This window comes from Mucilaginibacter sp. OAE612 (genome assembly GCF_041806395.1).
Classification (GTDB): Bacteria; Bacteroidota; Bacteroidia; order Sphingobacteriales; family Sphingobacteriaceae; genus Mucilaginibacter; species Mucilaginibacter rubeus.
Map to the genome: position 1 here is coordinate 3,049,834 of NZ_JBGMUW010000001.1, position 17,760 is coordinate 3,067,593.

7 protein-coding genes are annotated in these 17,760 nt (G+C 41.7%); all 7 read right to left on the reverse strand.

Annotated features, from left to right (window positions below; genetic code table 11):
* Nucleotides 1–23: 23 nt before the first annotated feature.
* The 7 genes from ABID99_RS12685 to ABID99_RS12715 all read right to left on the reverse strand — a co-directional run bounded on the left by ABID99_RS12685 (nucleotide 24) and on the right by ABID99_RS12715 (nucleotide 17,669).
* Nucleotides 24–2,390: an ABC transporter permease gene (locus tag ABID99_RS12685; RefSeq protein WP_373613910.1), complete on the reverse strand. Its 2,367-nt coding sequence runs from the start codon at nucleotides 2,388–2,390 to the stop codon at nucleotides 24–26.
* Nucleotides 2,391–2,486: 96 nt separating this feature from the next.
* Nucleotides 2,487–4,865, reverse strand: a complete 2,379-nt coding sequence (locus ABID99_RS12690; protein WP_373613911.1) for an ABC transporter permease — start codon at nucleotides 4,863–4,865, stop codon at nucleotides 2,487–2,489.
* Between the two features lie 114 nt (nucleotides 4,866–4,979).
* Entirely contained in the window at nucleotides 4,980–7,367 is a 2,388-nt protein-coding gene (locus ABID99_RS12695; protein WP_090525368.1) for an ABC transporter permease, read from the reverse strand.
* 95 nt (nucleotides 7,368–7,462) lie between these two features.
* The gene (locus tag ABID99_RS12700; RefSeq protein ID WP_373613912.1) at nucleotides 7,463–9,823 is read right to left on the reverse strand and encodes an ABC transporter permease; all 2,361 of its coding nucleotides are present in this window, start codon (nucleotides 9,821–9,823) and stop codon (nucleotides 7,463–7,465) included.
* Nucleotides 9,824–9,961: 138 nt separating this feature from the next.
* Nucleotides 9,962–12,379, reverse strand: coding sequence for an ABC transporter permease (locus ABID99_RS12705; RefSeq protein WP_373613913.1), 2,418 nt, complete (start codon nucleotides 12,377–12,379; stop codon nucleotides 9,962–9,964).
* Nucleotides 12,380–12,699: 320 nt separating this feature from the next.
* Nucleotides 12,700–15,114, reverse strand: a complete 2,415-nt coding sequence (locus tag ABID99_RS12710; protein WP_373613914.1) for an ABC transporter permease — start codon at nucleotides 15,112–15,114, stop codon at nucleotides 12,700–12,702.
* A gap of 158 nt (nucleotides 15,115–15,272) precedes the next feature.
* Nucleotides 15,273–17,669 (reverse strand): ABC transporter permease, encoded by a 2,397-nt coding sequence (locus tag ABID99_RS12715; protein WP_373613915.1) that lies wholly within the window; start codon nucleotides 17,667–17,669, stop codon nucleotides 15,273–15,275.
* Nucleotides 17,670–17,760 lie beyond the last annotated feature (91 nt).

Sequence of the window (17,760 nt, forward strand, 5' to 3'; positions counted from 1 at the left end):
CCTTTGGAGAGGGTTGGGTGAGGTCATTCGCTTCTTAAACTTTTAACCGGGTTGGCAATTGCCGCTTTAATAGCCTGAAAACTGATAGTTACCAGCGTAATCACTATCGCAACTATTGCCGATATGATAAACACACCTGGCTCTGCGCTTACCCTGTAATCATATTTTTGTAGCCATCCCTGCAAAAAGTAAAATGCTATAGGTGATGCTATCACGCAACTGATGAGCACCAGCAGCACAAAATCCTTCGACAGTAAAAACCATAGCTGACTTACAGTTGCACCCAATACCTTGCGCACACCAATTTCTTTGGTGCGTTGTTCGGCGATATATGCAGCCAAGCCAAAGAGACCGAGGCAGGATATAAAAATAGCCAAACCGGCAAATATGCCCGACAACTTACCCACCAACACTTCCTGACCAAACTTGCGGTTATAATCATCATCTACAAAACGATAGGTATAGGGATAGGCCGGACTATATTTTGAAAACACCTGCCCAATTTTATCAATAGCATCATGCGGGTTCACTTTGGGCGAGAGGCGGTAAATCATGTTTTGATGCGGATCATTATTATACACAAACATGGTTGGGTCGGCCTGTGCAAACGGCGATAACATCAGCGCGTTTTTAACTACACCAATTATCTTGCGCTGCTTACCTCCATAAGTTATTACCTGGCTTATCGGATCACCTTTAAGGCGCAGGCGCTTAACCGCCGCTTCATTAAAAATGATATTCAATGAATCGGACACAACGTTATTATAATCCCTGCCGGCAAGCATTTTCATGCCCACAGTCTTGAAATAATCATTAGCTACAGCTATTACGCCCATTTCAACGGTTTCGCCGGCAAATTTACCAGGCCATTGGTCAAGGTTGTTGTGCATGTTAATATCTGTAATGGTGCTTGATGCTGTGGAGATACTTTCAATCACGCCGCTTTGCAATAATTCATTTTTAAAAGCTGAATAGTGCTTACCCAAATCTTCATTGGCATTAGTGGCTATTAACCTATTAATATCGTATCCCGCCGGGCGGTTTTTTGCATATTGAATTTGCCTGTAAATAACAACTGTGCTTATGATCAAGGCTATTGAACAGCTAAACTGCATCACTACTAAAACTTTACGCGAATACGATGCTGAGCGGCCAACCTGAATAGCACCTTTTAATACCTTAACCGGATTAAATGACGAAAGATAAAATGCAGGACGGCTACCAGCCACCAAGGCTGTAAGCAACACACACACTATGGCAATCAGCCAAAAAATTGCGCTGTTAAAAGGGATGGCAATAGTAGTACCGGTGAGCGAGTTAAACGGCCCGAGCGCTATTTGAACAAAAAGCATTGAGCATATAAAGGAGATCAGTGTGATCAATGTAGATTCTGTCAAGAACTGGAATATCAGATGCTGACGTTGTGATCCGATAGCTTTACGGATGCCGACCTCGCGCGCGCGTTTTTCAGACCGGGCAGTTGTGAGGTTGATGAAATTCACACAAGCTATCAGTAGTACCAGTACACCAACAATACTAAAGGTGCGTACATAATCAATAAAACCACCTGCAGCAACTCCATTTTTATAATCGGACAACAGATGCCAGTCGACCATCGGCTGCATAATTACGTCAGAGTTTTCGGCATTTATATTTTTTTCGCCTTTTTCGATATGAAGGATCTTTGGGGCCAGTTGTGCGTACGTTACACCTGGTTTTAGCTTTGCAAATAGCTCGAAGCTATTGTTACCGAAGCTATCGTGCGCGCCTTTCATGTAAGGCTGTTGCTCCATCAAACTGAATGGAATAACATATTTAAACTGAAGCGAAGAATTCAACGGTACATCCTGAATCACGCCGGTAACTTTTAAATTGTAGTTATTATCAACCTTAACTACCTTATCGATTACATTCCCAGTGCCAAATAAAGCGAGAGCAGTAGCTTTGGTCAATACAATCGAATATGGATCATTCAAAGCTGTTGTGCGGCTTCCCTGTAAAAAATTGTATTGAAAAATTTTCAGGAAATCGCTACCTGCCTGCACACCATCAATAGATAACTTTTTATTGCCTACCATTAACCCGTGTGTGCCACCCCAATCCGTGGGTGCTACATATTCTACCTCTGGCATAGTTTTCAATACATCTGCCAGTTTTAGCGAGGTTGAACTAAACGTTAATGTTTCGCCATTACTATTAAAATTACGGCGAACCTGGTATACCCTGTTGGCATCGGGCAAAAATCTGTCATATGAATATTCATGGGCAACCCAAAGCGCTATCATCAAGGCAACAGCCATCCCAGCTGCCAATCCTAAAACGTTGATAGCTGTATAAGCTTTGTTGTTTGCGATATTTCGCCAGGCTATTTTCAGATAATTTCTAATCATATTCTATATCATTAGGTCAATGCGTCATTAGGTCATTTTTTGCTTTGCTCATTCTTCAATGACTTAATGACACGAAGCAAATGACTCAATGACTATTTATTCGGAACGCAAACTTTTAACCGGGTTGGCGAGCGCCGCCATTGCAGCGCGGTAACCTACCGTAATCCAGGCTATTATAAATGTGGATAGTATGGACATTACAAATATCTGAGGGCCGATACTGATCCGGTATTGAAAATCCTTTAAGTAATTATGCATTGCCCACCAGGCCAGCGGAGAGGCAATTACAAATGCAACAAGCAACAATATGCTGAACTCTTTACCGAACAACCAAAGAATACTGCTGATATTTGCTCCCAATACTTTGCGCACACCAATCTCCTTGGTTTTACGCACGGCCATAAACGATACCAGGCCGTATAAACCGAGGCAACCTATGATGATCGCTATACCGGCAAACGCTTCAACCAATGTTAACAGGATATTATCCATTTCGTAAAAATGGGCAATAGTATCGTCCAAAAACTGGTATGAATATAATTCTTCCGGGAAGGTTTGGTTCCAGATCTTGTCAATTGCAGCTAACGTAGCCTTAGCATTACGCATGTCTATTTTCACAGCAACGGTACCCAAATCCTGGTAATTAGGCATCACACACAATGGGGAAATTTCCGAATGGAAAGAGTAATTATAAAAATCTTTCATCACCCCTACAATGGTGCCTTTATAGTCGCGGCCATTAACTGCCATTTGTTTACCTATCACATCCTGCGGTTTAAGGTGCAGTTTATTAACGAAGGTTTCGTTCACCAAAAACTCTTTAACCGAATCGCCTTTGAAGAAGTTTCTGCCTGCAATCAGTTTAATGCCAAAAGTGGAAATGTAATTTTCGTCGGCCTGTTTGGTGTTGATGCTCCAATGCTCGTCTTCGGCACGATTATCATATTGAATACCGGTATTACTATTTGAACGCGACGCCGGCGGGTTATAACAGTAAGATACATTTTCAACACCCTTAATTTCGCTGAGGCGATTACGCATCGTGCTCATTTTCATCTTATCGTTTTGAGGAAGCGGCACAAGCACTACGGCATTTTTATTAAAGCCCAGATCGGCAGTTTGTGAATAATGTAATTGCGATACTACGATGATAGTACCGATGATAAGTACCTGCGATATAGTGAACTGGGTAACTACCAGTACCCTGCGCAACGAAAAACCACCTACATCTTTTTGGGACAGTTTACTTTTAAGCGCTTTAATTGGCTGAAACCTTGCCAGTACCAAACCAGGATATGAACCCGAAAGAAATACAACAACAATAGTAATAACAACTATAAAAGCGCTCAATTCGGCCCAGTTAAAGGTCATCCTTGCATGGAAGAGATTGTTTAATGGCGTCAAAGCAATCTCTGATAAGCCAATAGCAACTCCCACAGCAATAATGCTGATGATAGCCGTTTCGGCAATAAATTGCCAAAATAATTGAAAAGGCTGGCTACCCAATACTTTACGGATGCCTACCTCTTTTGAGCGGTTTAGTGCCTGAGCCGTAGCTAGGTTTATAAAGTTCACCGAAGCAGTAATGATCAGGAACACGCCGATAAAGAACAGTGCCCATAAATAGCTCTTATCAGCGTAGCCGCCGAGTTCACGGTCAAAGTGCATTTCGGCAATAGGCTGTAATTTAAAGCGCCAAACCTGCAAATCCCGACCGGTGTAATTCTTTTTAACCAATTGCAGCATGGCAGTTTCAACCTGTGCCTTTGTTACGCCTGGCTTTAATCGGGTAAAGCCCTGACAGCCGCTGTAAACGCCGCCCCAGTTATTTTCACGGCCTTTACCTGCGTACGCTTCCATACTTGCATACGAAATGAAAATCTGTTGCTTTTGGTCGGTGTTATTTGGCAAATCCTGCAGTACACCGGTTATAGTAACGTTGATGTTGTTATCCAGCTTGAAAACTTTGCCTATGGGGTTATCATTACCAAAATATTTTTGGGCCACTTTTTCGGTAACTAAAGCTTCATTGGGGTTAACAAGCATGGTTTTCTTATCACCTTTGAGCAACGGAAAATTCAGGATATTGAAATACTCGGGCTCAACAAACGCAACGCCATCATCCTCACCAAATTTTTTCACTTCACTTCCCTTGGTAATCGTGATCAGCGTTTTATTAAAGCTGATGTATCTCGCCGTTTTTTCGCTAAAAGCAAAGTCATTTCGATAACCCTTGGCCATCGGTTGCGGAATAGCGCCTACCCGGTCTACACCCTGATCGTGAAACTCGGTATAAAAACGGTAGATCCTGTCTTTATCCTTATGAAAGGTATCAAAGCTCAGGTGGTAAGTGATCAGCGTAAATATTAGTACGCCACAGGCTATACCCAAAGCCAAACCAATAACACTGATGGTTGCGTAAGCCTTGTTACGCACCAAATTTCGCCATGCAATTTTTATGTAGTTTTTGATCATAAACCCCTCCTAACCTCCCCAAAGGGGAGGAATTGTACTTGTGATATATTTAGTTATTAGTTATGTATTTTAATCTTCTTAAAGCCCTCTCCTTTGGAGAGGGTTTGGGTGAGGTTACTCACTTCTCAAACTTTTCACCGGATTTGTCAACGCTGCCTTTATAGCCTGGAAACTTATCGTAACCAGTGTGATAACGATTGCTGCCACTGCCGAAAGCACAAACACTCCCGGACCTATTGTTATCCTGTAATCATATTTCTGCAGCCAGTCTTTCAAAAAATAAAAAGCTACAGGCGTTGCTATTATGCAACTTAACATCACCAGTAAAATAAATTCTTTTGATAGCAGCAGCCACACTTGTGCTATTGAAGCACCCAATACTTTTCGTATACCAATTTCTTTGGTGCGTTGCTCGGCTACGTACGCAGCTAACCCAAACAAACCAAGGCATGAAATGAAAATAGCTAATCCGGCAAAAACGCCGGCAAGTTTGCCAACTAAGGCTTCGAGGCTAAACTTGCGATTGTATTCCTCATCAACAAACTGATAGATATAAGGATACGCCGGGTTATAGGTATCAAAGATCTTCCCTATCTTCTTAATGGCATCCTGCATATTTACGTTAGGTGCCAGGCGATACATGATGTTATTACCTCCCCTGCCATGATTAAATACAGCCGGCTGCACAGGTGTAAATGGCGATTCCATTAGGGCATCTTTAACCACACCTATAATATGAACCCGACCCATAAAGCTATAATTTATCACTTTGTTAATCGGATCTTTTAAGCCCATGCGTTTTACGGCAGCTTCGTTGATGATAACATTTGTTGTATCAGATGCCCATTCGGCCGAAAAATCACGGCCTTCTTTCATGGTCATGCCCATTGTTTTGAAGTAATTAGGAGATACAGAGATAGCTCCAACGTTTATCCCTGTTTCACCCCCTCCTTTTCCGGGCCAGTTATCAATACCCATATGGCTATAAATATTGGTAACCGGGCTTGACGCAGAGGCCACGCCCTCCACCGTTCCACTGGCTATCAGGTCGTTTTTTAAAGCGCTGTAGTTTTTTTCAAGATCGCCGCTCATGTCGGTCATCATTAAACGGGTTGAGCTATAACCGGTAGGCCTGTTTTTAGCATATTGTATTTGCTGATAAACAATAACAGTACTGATAATCAAAGCAACAGAACAGCTAAACTGCATTACTACCAACACCTTGCGCGGCAATGAAGCCGACCTGCCAACCTTAATAGTACCCTTTAATACCTGCACAGGGTTAAATGACGATAGATAAAATGCAGGACGACTACCTGCTAACAAACCAGTAAGCAGCACATAGGCTATCATCATAGCCCAAAACAAAACATTGGTATATGGGATACTAATAGCGCTACCTACGATAGCATTAAAAGACGGGATAGCCAGCTGCACCATCACTATCGACAACAAAAATGAAATGAAAGTGATCATTATCGACTCCGCGAGGAACTGGGCTATCAGATCGCCGCGTTGCGAACCAATGGCTTTGCGTACCCCTACTTCGCGAGCCCGTTTTTCAGACCTGGCGGTTGAAAGGTTCATAAAGTTGATGCAGGCAATAAGCAACACCAAAACACCTATCACGCTAAACATACGCACATAATCAATAAAACCGCCAACAGCCTTACCGTTTTTGAAATCATTATACAAATGCCATTTTTTTAATGGATGAATAATTACTTCAGGTTTTGCCGGGCGCATCTGTTCGTTATGATCATATACTATGTTTTTAATTTTTGGTGCAATCTGCTCCATAGTAACACCGGGTTGCAGCTCCAGGTACATGTTAAAGGAGTTGTTGGTCCATGTAGTGCGGGCTCCTTTCATCCAGCCCTCGGTTGCTTCTTTAAAGCTGAAAGGAGTCAGGAAGCTGAATTGCAGCGTGGCATTTTTAGGGATGTCTTTTATTATGCCCGTAACCTTCAAATTTTGACTATTATCGTAACGTATTACTTTATTGATCGGATCGGCATCGCCGAAAAGTGCTCTCGCGGTAGATTCATTAAGGATGATGGAATTTGGTTGTGTAAACACATCTTTAGCATTACCTTTTACAAAGGCGTATTTAAAGATCTGTAAAAAATCGGGGTTAGCTGCGCCTCCGGCAACGTAGAGCTTTTTATCACCTACTAACAGATCGTGCCATTGCATGCCTACCCAATCTGTTTCGGCCACGCGTTTTATGCCCGGAATTTCCTTGCGCAAAACCCCGGCCAATGGCAATGAAACCGCCGTTTGTGTGTGCTCCCCATCATGCTGGGTAGTAAAATGCTGTTCAACCTGGTAAAGCTGCTCATAGTTGGGTAAAAACCTGTCGTATGAATATTCATTGGCTACCCAAAGACCAATAATCAGCGCAACCGCCATGCCTGCGGCAAGCCCCAATATATTAATTGCGCTATAAACCTTATTGTTCAGGATGTTGCGCCACGCGATTTTTAAATAGTTACGAATCATAAACCCCTCCTAACCTCCCCAAAGGGGAGGGACCTTTTTATATTATTGTTTCAATTTCATTTAAAGCCCTCTCCTTTGGAGAGGGTTGGGCGAGGCTATTCAGACCTCAAACTTTTCACCGGGTTGTTCAATGCCGCCTTAACAGCCTGAAAACTCACAGTTACCAGCGCTATAACAATAGCGGCAATGCCGGCGACAGCAAATACCCACCATTGTACAGTTACCCGGTACTGATAACTTTGCAGCCAGTTATTGATTGCATACCAGGCAACCGGAAAGGCAATCAGGCATGAAACTGCAACCAGCTTTAAAAAATCACGGGATAGCAACCCGGTTAAACCAGCTACCGAAGCACCAAGTACCTTGCGAATGCCTATTTCTTTGATCCTTCTTTCGGCAGTATAAGCTGCTAAGCCAAACAAACCAAGGCATGAAATAACGATAGCCAGCGATGCAAATATGCCCGACAGCCTACCGGTAAGGGCCTCCGTTTTAAAAAGCTCATCAAAATCAGCATCAACAAACTTGTATTCGAATGGATAACCGGGGTTGGCGCGTTTATAAACTTCGCCTGCTTTTGCCAGCGCCTCGGTTAAATTAACGCCCTCTTTAAAGCGGATAGTTAAAATGTTATTGTTTTGTGGACGGCTAAACAGCATCAGCGGTGCGCCAGAAACATACATATCATTATAAAGGAAATCTTTAATGATTCCAGCAATTTGGTATGGTTTACTGCCACCATCCCTGATAATGCCACCTACGTGACCAGCCTTTCCCATTTGTTTGGCAAAGGCTTCATTAATAATCACATTGCTGCTATCGAGCTTTGCATTGGCATAAAAATCCCTGCCGGCAAGCAGTTTCATATTCATAGTTGATACAAACTGAGGGCTTACGCTTTCGATAGTGATCAGTGGATTTTTTGAGGCATCTTTTCCGTCCCATGAAAAATTATCCGTGTTACTCCAAATTTGTAAAATTGGATATTCACTCAATGAAGCATCGGCTACAACCCCGGTTTGTTTTAATTCATTGTTTACCGCAGCAAAATGATCTGTCAGTTTGCCTTTAGTATCGATATAAACAAGGTTATCTTTTTGATAACCCAGCTCACGATTTTTAACGTGTTGAATTTGCTGGTAGATAATCACCGTACCGATGATCAATATTATCGAAATTGAAAACTGGATCACCACCAAACTTTGCCTGATAAAGCCCGCGCCAGCTGCAGATGGTAATTTGATATTTTTTAATACGGCAATGGGGTTAAATGACGACAGGTAAAACGCAGGATAGCTGCCAGCCAGCAAACCGGTAACCAAACCTATCGACAGTAAATAAAACAAATGGAGTGGTTGCAAAAGGTCGATAGTAAGCTCTTTTTGAACCATATTATTGAACGATGGCAGAACTGCGTAAACTAAAAACACAGCTACAATTACCGCTATAAACGCCATAATCACCGCCTCGCCTATAAACTGGGCTACAAGCTTACCTTTACCGGCTCCCATCACTTTGCGTACCCCAACCTCCTTAGCTCTTTTCTCAGATCTTGCGGTTGACAAGTTCATGAAATTTATGCAAGCTATAATAAGTATAATAAAGGCAATTACCGAAAACAGACGAACATACTCAATGCGACCGCCATTCATTTTACCATCAATAAATTTATCACGAAGGTTCCAGTCGTTCATTCCGAACAGGAACGAAACGGTTTTGTTACCATTTTTCTTAGTACCGATGTAGTTAGCCAGTTTTTTGTTAACGGCATTAACGTCTGCTGATGGTTCCAGCTCCACATAGGTACGAGCCCAGTTTGCTCCCCAGTCCTGCATCCAGGGCTGCATGTGATCGATATTTTTCAATGGTGCAAACCATTGCATTTGGAATGTTGAATTTTTGGGAAAATCTGCAAACACCCCGGTAACTGCAAAATCCTGCTCATTGTTCATCTTCAGGACCTTACCTACCGGGTTAACATCACCAAAAAACTTTTTAGCCATAGTAGAGCTGATTACTACCGAATGCAGTTCATGAAAAACATTGGCCTCATCACCTTGTAAAAACGGCAGTTTCAGCATCTGAAAAATCTCAGCATCAGTATAGGAGCCATCTTCGTTGATCACTTTGTCGCCCAATGCAAATACTATATTATCAGAGCCGGCCATACGTGCCGCATTTTTTACACCGGGAATATCTGCTTTTAGTGCAGCGGCCATTGGCCCCGGCGTAGCGCGAAATGTGGAGGTTTTACCATCATAGGTTTGATTTTCACGAACTGTGTACAGATTATCGCGCTTTACAAAATTTTGATTAAACGTAAGCTCATCCTGCACCCACAAAAATATCATGGATGCACAAGCAACGCCAATAGCCAAACCGGCAATGTTCAAGAAACTGTAGGCCCGGTTTTTCATCAGGCCGCGCACTGTGGTGTTAATGTAATTTCCTATCATAGGTTTAGTCATTAGGTCATTTACGTTGTGCCATTTGCTTCGCGTCATTTGCATTACATCATAGGGTCATTACGTCATTTTTTGCTTTGCGTATTTGTCAATGACGCAATGACGCGCAGCAAATGACCTAATGAAATACTATTCCGACCTCAGGCTTTTAACCGGGTTAACAAGTGCCGCTTTAACAGCCTTATACCCTACTGTCACCCAGGCTATTATCAGCGATGATATTATTGCCAGTAAAAAGATCCAGATGCTCATCGAAATACGGTATACAAAGTTTTGCAGCCATCCGTTCATAATATACCATGCGGCGGGCATGGCTATCAGGAACGAGATACCGATAAGTATCATAAACTCTTTTGAAAACAGGAATACGATGCTGCTTACCGATGCACCTAATACCTTCCGAATGCCAACCTCTTTTGTGCGCTGAACAGCCATGAATGATACGAGTCCGTACAAACCAAGGCATGATATAAAAATGGCTATCCCGGCAAATACTTTGTACACCAGGGCCATCTTGTTCTCCTGCTCGTAAAATTTAGCAATATTATCATCCAGAAAATAACCGTTATAAGCATATTCGGGATAAGTATTCTCCCATAGTTTTTGCAACTGAGATACAGTTTTGCTCAAATCAGCAGTTTGGATCTTGATGCCTATCTGCCCTTCAAACTTCTTCGCGGGCGAGATTACTATTGGTTTTATAGCCTCACGAAGTGAGTTGGTTTTAAAATCCTTAACTACCCCCACTATCGGCAGCCATTTGCCGCCGCCCAAACGTAGTGTTTTGCCAATGGCATCATTAGCATTCTGGATACCTAATTTATGGATAAATGTTTCGTTAACCACGTACTGCCTTGCGGTATCGCTTACGTCATATCCTTTGCCCGCTGCAAACTTTAACCCATAAGTTTTGAAGTAATCAACATCTCCAAATTTAAGGTAGGTATTAAAGCCAACGTCCTTGGTTGAGTTATTGAAATCGAAATTTGTACCCCAGTTATTTTCTGATGATGGTACATCCGAAGAGAAACTGATTGCTTTAACATTAGGGTCCTGCAACACCTGTTGTTTGAATGATTCCATTTTACGGAGACTTAAACTATCGGTATAGCCGGGAATAATGAGCAACGCATTTTTGTTAAAACCGAGATCGGCTTTATTTACAAAGTCCATCTGGTTTACCGCTACGATGGTACCAATAATGAGCAATTGTGATATGGCAAACTGTGCAATCACCAATCCCCGGCGAAGCGGGATACCGCCAATAGAAGCTGCTGTTATTTTATTTTTAAGTGCAAGCACAGGTTTAAAACCTGATACTACCAATGCAGGATAAATGCCCGATAATAAAACGATAGTAACTGTACTGGCCGCTAAAAAAAATAAGCTCCCAGTAGTAAATAAGCTGATACTATCAGGCACATTGGCTATATTTTTCAATTGAGGCATGGCCAGCCGGGCAACTGCCAAGGCAATTAAAGCCGAAGCAATAACGATGATTGTTGTTTCGCCAATTACCTGAAAAATCAATTGTGGACGGGTACTGCCCAACACCTTGCGGATACCAACTTCTTTTGACCGTCCGACAGATTGTGCTGTTGAAAGGTTGATGAAATTGATAGAAGCCATAATGATGATGAGCAAAGCTATGAATGACAGGGTACGCAAGGTAGCCCTGCTGGTGCTATGATCACCAAGCGGGTTACCTATCCGGGTATCAAAATGCATATCAGCAAGCGGCTGTGGTAACAGCGTAGTTTGTGCCGATCCCTTTTTAAAATGCTTGGTCGAAAATGCTTTTAACTGTGCGTCGATACTGTTTTTTGACATGCTTGCCGGGAACAACATAAACACCTCATGGCTGCTGCTGGTTGATCCCCATTCGGCGCTGTAGTTGTAATCTTTCGGATGCTGTTTCCAGGTATCAAAAGATACCATTACCTTAAATGGAAAATCGCTGTTAACCGGGGCATCTTCTACAATGCCGGATACTTTCAGCGTCAAAACATTATCCATTTTAAGAATTTTGCCCACAGCATTTGTCCAGTCGCCAAAATACTTAATGGCCGAACTTTTATCCAACACGACCATATCCGGACTCGCCAGTACAGCAGGATTACCAACCAGCCATTTGTAGCTAAAAATATCGAAGAATTGAGGCTGAATAAATAGCACGCCAATATTTTCAGTAAATTTCTTATCGCTGCCATTACTTCCTGCAGTTTGCGGGACTGTTATCTGGCTACCATAACTGCTGTTCAAAGCTGCCACTTTAGCCTGAGGTATATCCAAACGAAGGGCATCTGTAGCAGGAACAGCAACTCCTGGATTGGTGGTAGTTTCCGACTCGTGCTTTTCCTGGGTAACTATACGATAAATGCTTATATAATTAGGATTGAAAGTGTCAAAACTAAGTTCAAACTGAATAATCACAAAAATGAGCAGGCAGGCAGCCAGGCCAACTGTTAAACCCGCAACATTTATAGCAGAATAGCCTTTATGACGCACGATATTGCGCCAGGCTATTTTGAAGTAATTTTTAAGCATATCGTACAGTAATTTTCGAAATTGATGTAAAAGCTATACCAAAACCAAAATCAACTGAATATCAATTATTTAAATCAAATAAAAAACATCAACTGTTCGTAAGTGTAACACCTTGTGTACGGTATTGATACAGTGGTTTTGGAGATTAGTGGTTTGAGGTTAGAGATTAGTTATAACTCGAATTTCGGAAGTTCGATTTCGGATTTAGAAGTTTGTTTCCTGCGCCCGGCAGGCGCAAGTGTTGTGTGTGAGCAATTGTAAGGCTCACTTGTGCCTTCAACACATTATTAGTTTATTCATATATCATCATAAACTAATCTCTAATCTCTACTCCTCAAACTTTCAACCGGGTTTGCCATCGCTGCCTTAATGGATTGAAAACTTACTGTGATAAATGCTATCAGCAGCGCTACAAAAGCAGCCAGCACAAATACCCACCATTGAATATCTATGCGGTAAGCAAAATTTTGAAGGTATTTGCTCATCATAAGCCAGGCAATAGGCGATGCCACAATAACAGCAATCAGTACCAATTTCAGAAAATCAACAGAAAGCAAACCTGTTATATTGGTTACCGATGCACCAAGCACTTTACGGATGCCAATCTCTTTGGTACGCTGAAGCGTTAACAGCGATATCAGGCCAAGCAAACCGAGGCAGCTGATAAAAATGGCGATTATCGCGCTTGAGGTGATCAGCTTATTTAACAAATCTTCCTTTTGATAAAAGTCGGCTATTTGCTGGTCGAGAAAGCGGTATTCAAATACATTATCCGGATAAATCTCCTGCCACTCTTTCTTAATACGGTCGATAACAGCTGAAGGGTTATTCGAACCGATTTTTACGCCTGCATATTGATATCCTTTTCTGAAGGTGGAAATATATTCAGGTGCTATAGCTGTATATAATGATTTGGCATGAAAGTCTTTAACCACACCTACTATAATTCCCGGATTGTTGGATAAATCCCCGGCGGTAAAAAACCTGCCGATAGCTTGTTTCGGGTCTTTTAAACCTAATTTATGTATCAACACTTCGTTAACCAGGTATTCACGGGCGGTATCGGCTTCAACAATATTGCGGCCCGCAATTAACTGCATTCCAAAAGTTTTAACATAGTCGGCATCACCTATCTGCGTATACCCAACAAATTTTTCCCAGTCGCGGGTATCAAATTTAATTGATCCGCCTTTATCAGCTGTAGAAGATGGCGCGCGATAACAAAATGAAATACTTTTTATCGCTGGATCGGCCAGCAACTGGTTACGCAAATAATTGGTTTTACTTTTATCATTATCTGGCACCGGAATCATTACAACGGCATTTTTATTAAAACCGAGGTCAGCAGTTTTAAGATATTTAACCTGCATGGTTATCAATATCGTGCTAATGATAAGCACCTGGGCTATTATGTTTTGAACCACAATTAAACCTTTACGGGTAAAACCAGCAGCGTGCGTTTTACCGCCAAGCTGGTTTTTCAAAGCGTTTACAGGCTTTAACCTGCTTAATATCAGTGCGGGATATGAACCGGCAGCTATTATGATAATGACTAAAGCAACTACAGTAAAACCAGCAAGGCGATAGTCATTAAAAAGCTTAAAGCTCAGTTGAGTTTGCAGCCAATTATTCAACACCGGGATGGCTGTAATCACCATTACAAATGATAACAATGCCGCAAAAACTACGATATATGATGTTTCGGAAATAAACTGAATGAATATTGCCCGCGGTGAGCTGCCTAAAACTTTGCGGGTACCTATCTCCTTGGCCCGCTTAAAGCTTTGGGCTGTAGCCATATTGATGAAGTTAACGCAAGCAATAATAATGAGCAGTAAACCAGTTATACCAAGGGTTACCAATAAAGAGCGTTGGATAACACCCGCAAAGCGACCGTCGAAATGCACTTCGCTTAGCGGAAGCATCATAAAATGGTATGGTTTTGCGACTTCCGCACCATGTAATTTCACATTCAACCGATTGATATCTTTTTCTACCGATTGCGGATTTGCTCCATCCTTAAGTTCTAAATAAATTGAGTTAGTTGAATTGATAAAGCCCCAGTCATTTTGAAGGCCATTGGCAACATCGGGATAGATATTTTTTAATGTGGCGAGAGAAAGAAACAGATCTGCTTTGATATCAGTATTAGCCGGGTGATCTTTAACAACACCTGTCACCCGGAAGGTATTCTTATTATCAACCCTGATGGTTTTTCCGATAACGTCCTGGCCGCCAAAATATTTTTCGGCAAGATGGTGACTTAAAACTACGGTATTAGGTTCGGTAAGAGCGATATTCTGATTGCCTTGCTCCCACCCGTAATCAAATAAATTAAAAAAATGGCCATCGGTTATGCTGATATTTTCATGCTCAGCAAACATTTTTTTACCAGCCCCATCATTTTGAGGAATGCTGACATTGATATCATGCATTCGTAATAACACACCTACATCTTTCACCTGCGCATTGTTCGCTTTCACATCTCTTGCCAAAGCCAAAGGGGCTCCCTGGTCATATAACGGCATGCCATCATCAAAAGTAAGCTGGTGAACAACCCTATATACCTGTTTGGCATCATGGTGATAAGTATCAAAACTCAAATGATAGGTAATAAACTGAAAAAGTATAATACTGCAGCCTATGCTCAGCGCCAGGCCAAACATATTGATAAAGGTGTAAAACTTATGCTTCCAAAGGTTACGCCAGGCTATCTTAAAGTAGTTTTTTATCATATCAAATACTTTATACGATGATACGCAAAACCCTGTAGATGAGTAGTTAAAATATGTTAAAGGTGAAAGGTGAAAGGCGGAAGGTCTCTAACATCGGACGTTTTCATAAATTGACAACTACCTTTTAGCTTTCGCCTTTAACCTTTCACCTCAAAAATCTATTCGCTTCTTAAGCTATTTACCGGGTTGGCCAGTGCAGCTTTAATAGATTGGATGCTTACGGTTATCAATGCTATTAAAAGTGCTATGCACGCGGCAACAGCAAAGATCCACCATGTGATATTTGTACGGTATGCGAAATCCTGCAGCCATTTGTTCATCATGTACCAAGCCACCGGGAAAGCAACGACGTTGGCTATGACAACTGTTTTTAAAAACTCGGCAGATAGCAATCCTATTATATTTTGGACACTGGCGCCAAGCACTTTACGAATACCTATTTCTTTTACCCGCTGTTCGGCGGCAAAGGCGGCCAGGCCGAGTAAACCCATGGCCGATATTGCAATGGCTATAATGGCGAAAGCGGCTATCAATGTTGACGAACGCTGTTCGGCATGGTAAAGTTTATTATAACCGTCATCAATAAAACTATAATCAAACGGCTGGTCGGGAACAAATTCATTCCATACATTTTGGGCTATCCTGATGGCTGCCGCCGTATTGCCGGGAGCAGTTTTGATATAAAAACTACGCGCCCAATCAGTATGATTATTTATAACCATAGGACCTATCTTTTCATGCAGGCTCCTGAAGTTAAAATCTTTCACCACACCGGCAACAACGCCCGAATCCCCATTAAACTTAAACCGCTGCCCTATAACAGGCCTATGGATACCAAGCTGTTTTACTGCGGTTTCATTCAAAACTACATTATGCTGATCGGAGCCATTTTTATCAAACCAATGCCCGTCGGCCATTTTAAGGCTTAGTATATGTTGAAATTTTTCGTCGGCCGATATGGTGGAAACCGAAGGTTTATAATCCAGTGGCCGACCTTCCCAATCCATTGATCCTGAAACCTTGTTGCTATTATTAAAAAAGGCATCGTTGGCCGATTGAGAGACCTCAGCTATCGCGCTTTGCTGTGTTAACTCGCTGGCGATACTTTTTAATTTCGACTCCCTTATCTTATCGTCTAAGCCAAGCACCTGCCATGGTATAGTCATTACAAAAACGTGTTCGCGCTTATACCCCAAATCAGCATTTTTCATAAAATTAAGCTGACGGTAAATGATCATTGTACTAATGATAAGCATCACCGAGATACCAAATTGCAAAACAACCAGGGCTTTACGAATGCCGCCGTCCTTAAAACTCAATAACGTCCTGCCCTTAAACACACTTAATGGCTTAAATGATGATAATAATACAGCAGGATATATGCCATTAAAAACAAAACAAACAACCAGTGTGCCCAACAATATCAACCATGTTGTGCTGGATGTTAGTGGCTGTACAAAGTGCTTTTCGGTAACCTGGTTAAACCAGGGCAGGCAGATCTGGATAAATAAAATGGCAAATAATAATGATAAGAAACTAACAACCAATGATTCGGACATAAACTGGGCGAAAAGCTGCCTCCTGCCGGCACCAACAATTTTACGTACGCTCACCTCTTTTGAACGCACACTTGCCCTTGCCGTAGTTAAGTTTACATAATTAATGCATGCCGTTGATAAAAGTAAAAAAGCCAGGATCAGGAAGATGTTAACCAACTTTCGGTTGCCGTTTTCAAATGAAGTACTTAGCAAACCACTTTCAAAATGGATATCCTTGAGGCCTATCACACTCATGGTTGTGTTTTCGCTGCCCTTGTTATTTTTCCTGATAATTTGGGTTAGCTTTTGGCCTACCTCTTTAATATTTACGCCCGGCTGCAGCTTTAAAAATGTGAGGCCGCTGTAATTACCCCAATTGCTCGCCTGTTCTTTTTCATGTGCATTGCTGAGTTTAGCCTCTACCGGCATCAATATATCGTACTGAAAGCTTGAATTTGCAGGATTATCCTTAACTACTGCCTGCACCTGGTAGTTCATGGAGTCAACTTTCAGCATTTTGCCGACAGCTTCGCCATTACCAAAATATTTCTTTGCTGTTGATTCTGTCAGGATTAAACTAAATGGATTTTTCGAAAAGCTATCGGCGCTTCCGTCGATAAAATCGTAATGGAATACTTTGAACCAATTAGCATCTATATATGCATACTTTTTTTCCGATATCAGTTGGTTATTATGATGCACCGTCATCATATAACCCGGCCACAAAAACGTATAATTCTTTAAACCCGGTATTTCCTGCCTGGCAACCAGGCCTAACATATAGGGAGATGATTCCCAGTCCCACACTTCGTCTTTAGTCAGGCTTAGTTTGGTTTTTACCCTGTAGATGTTATCAACATCAGGATGGTAATTGTCAAAGCTAAACTCATTTTGTACCCACAACATTATAAATACCGCTGCGGTAATGCCAATAGTAAGTCCGGCAATATTAATGATACTGATAGTGCGGTGCTTGCCTAAATTACGAAATGCTATTTTAAAATAATTTCTGAGCATATTAATTAGTCATCTAGTCATTATTGCATGGTCATTAAGTCATTTTGCTTTTCTAAATCATTTATCAAAATGACTTAATGACGCGAAGCAA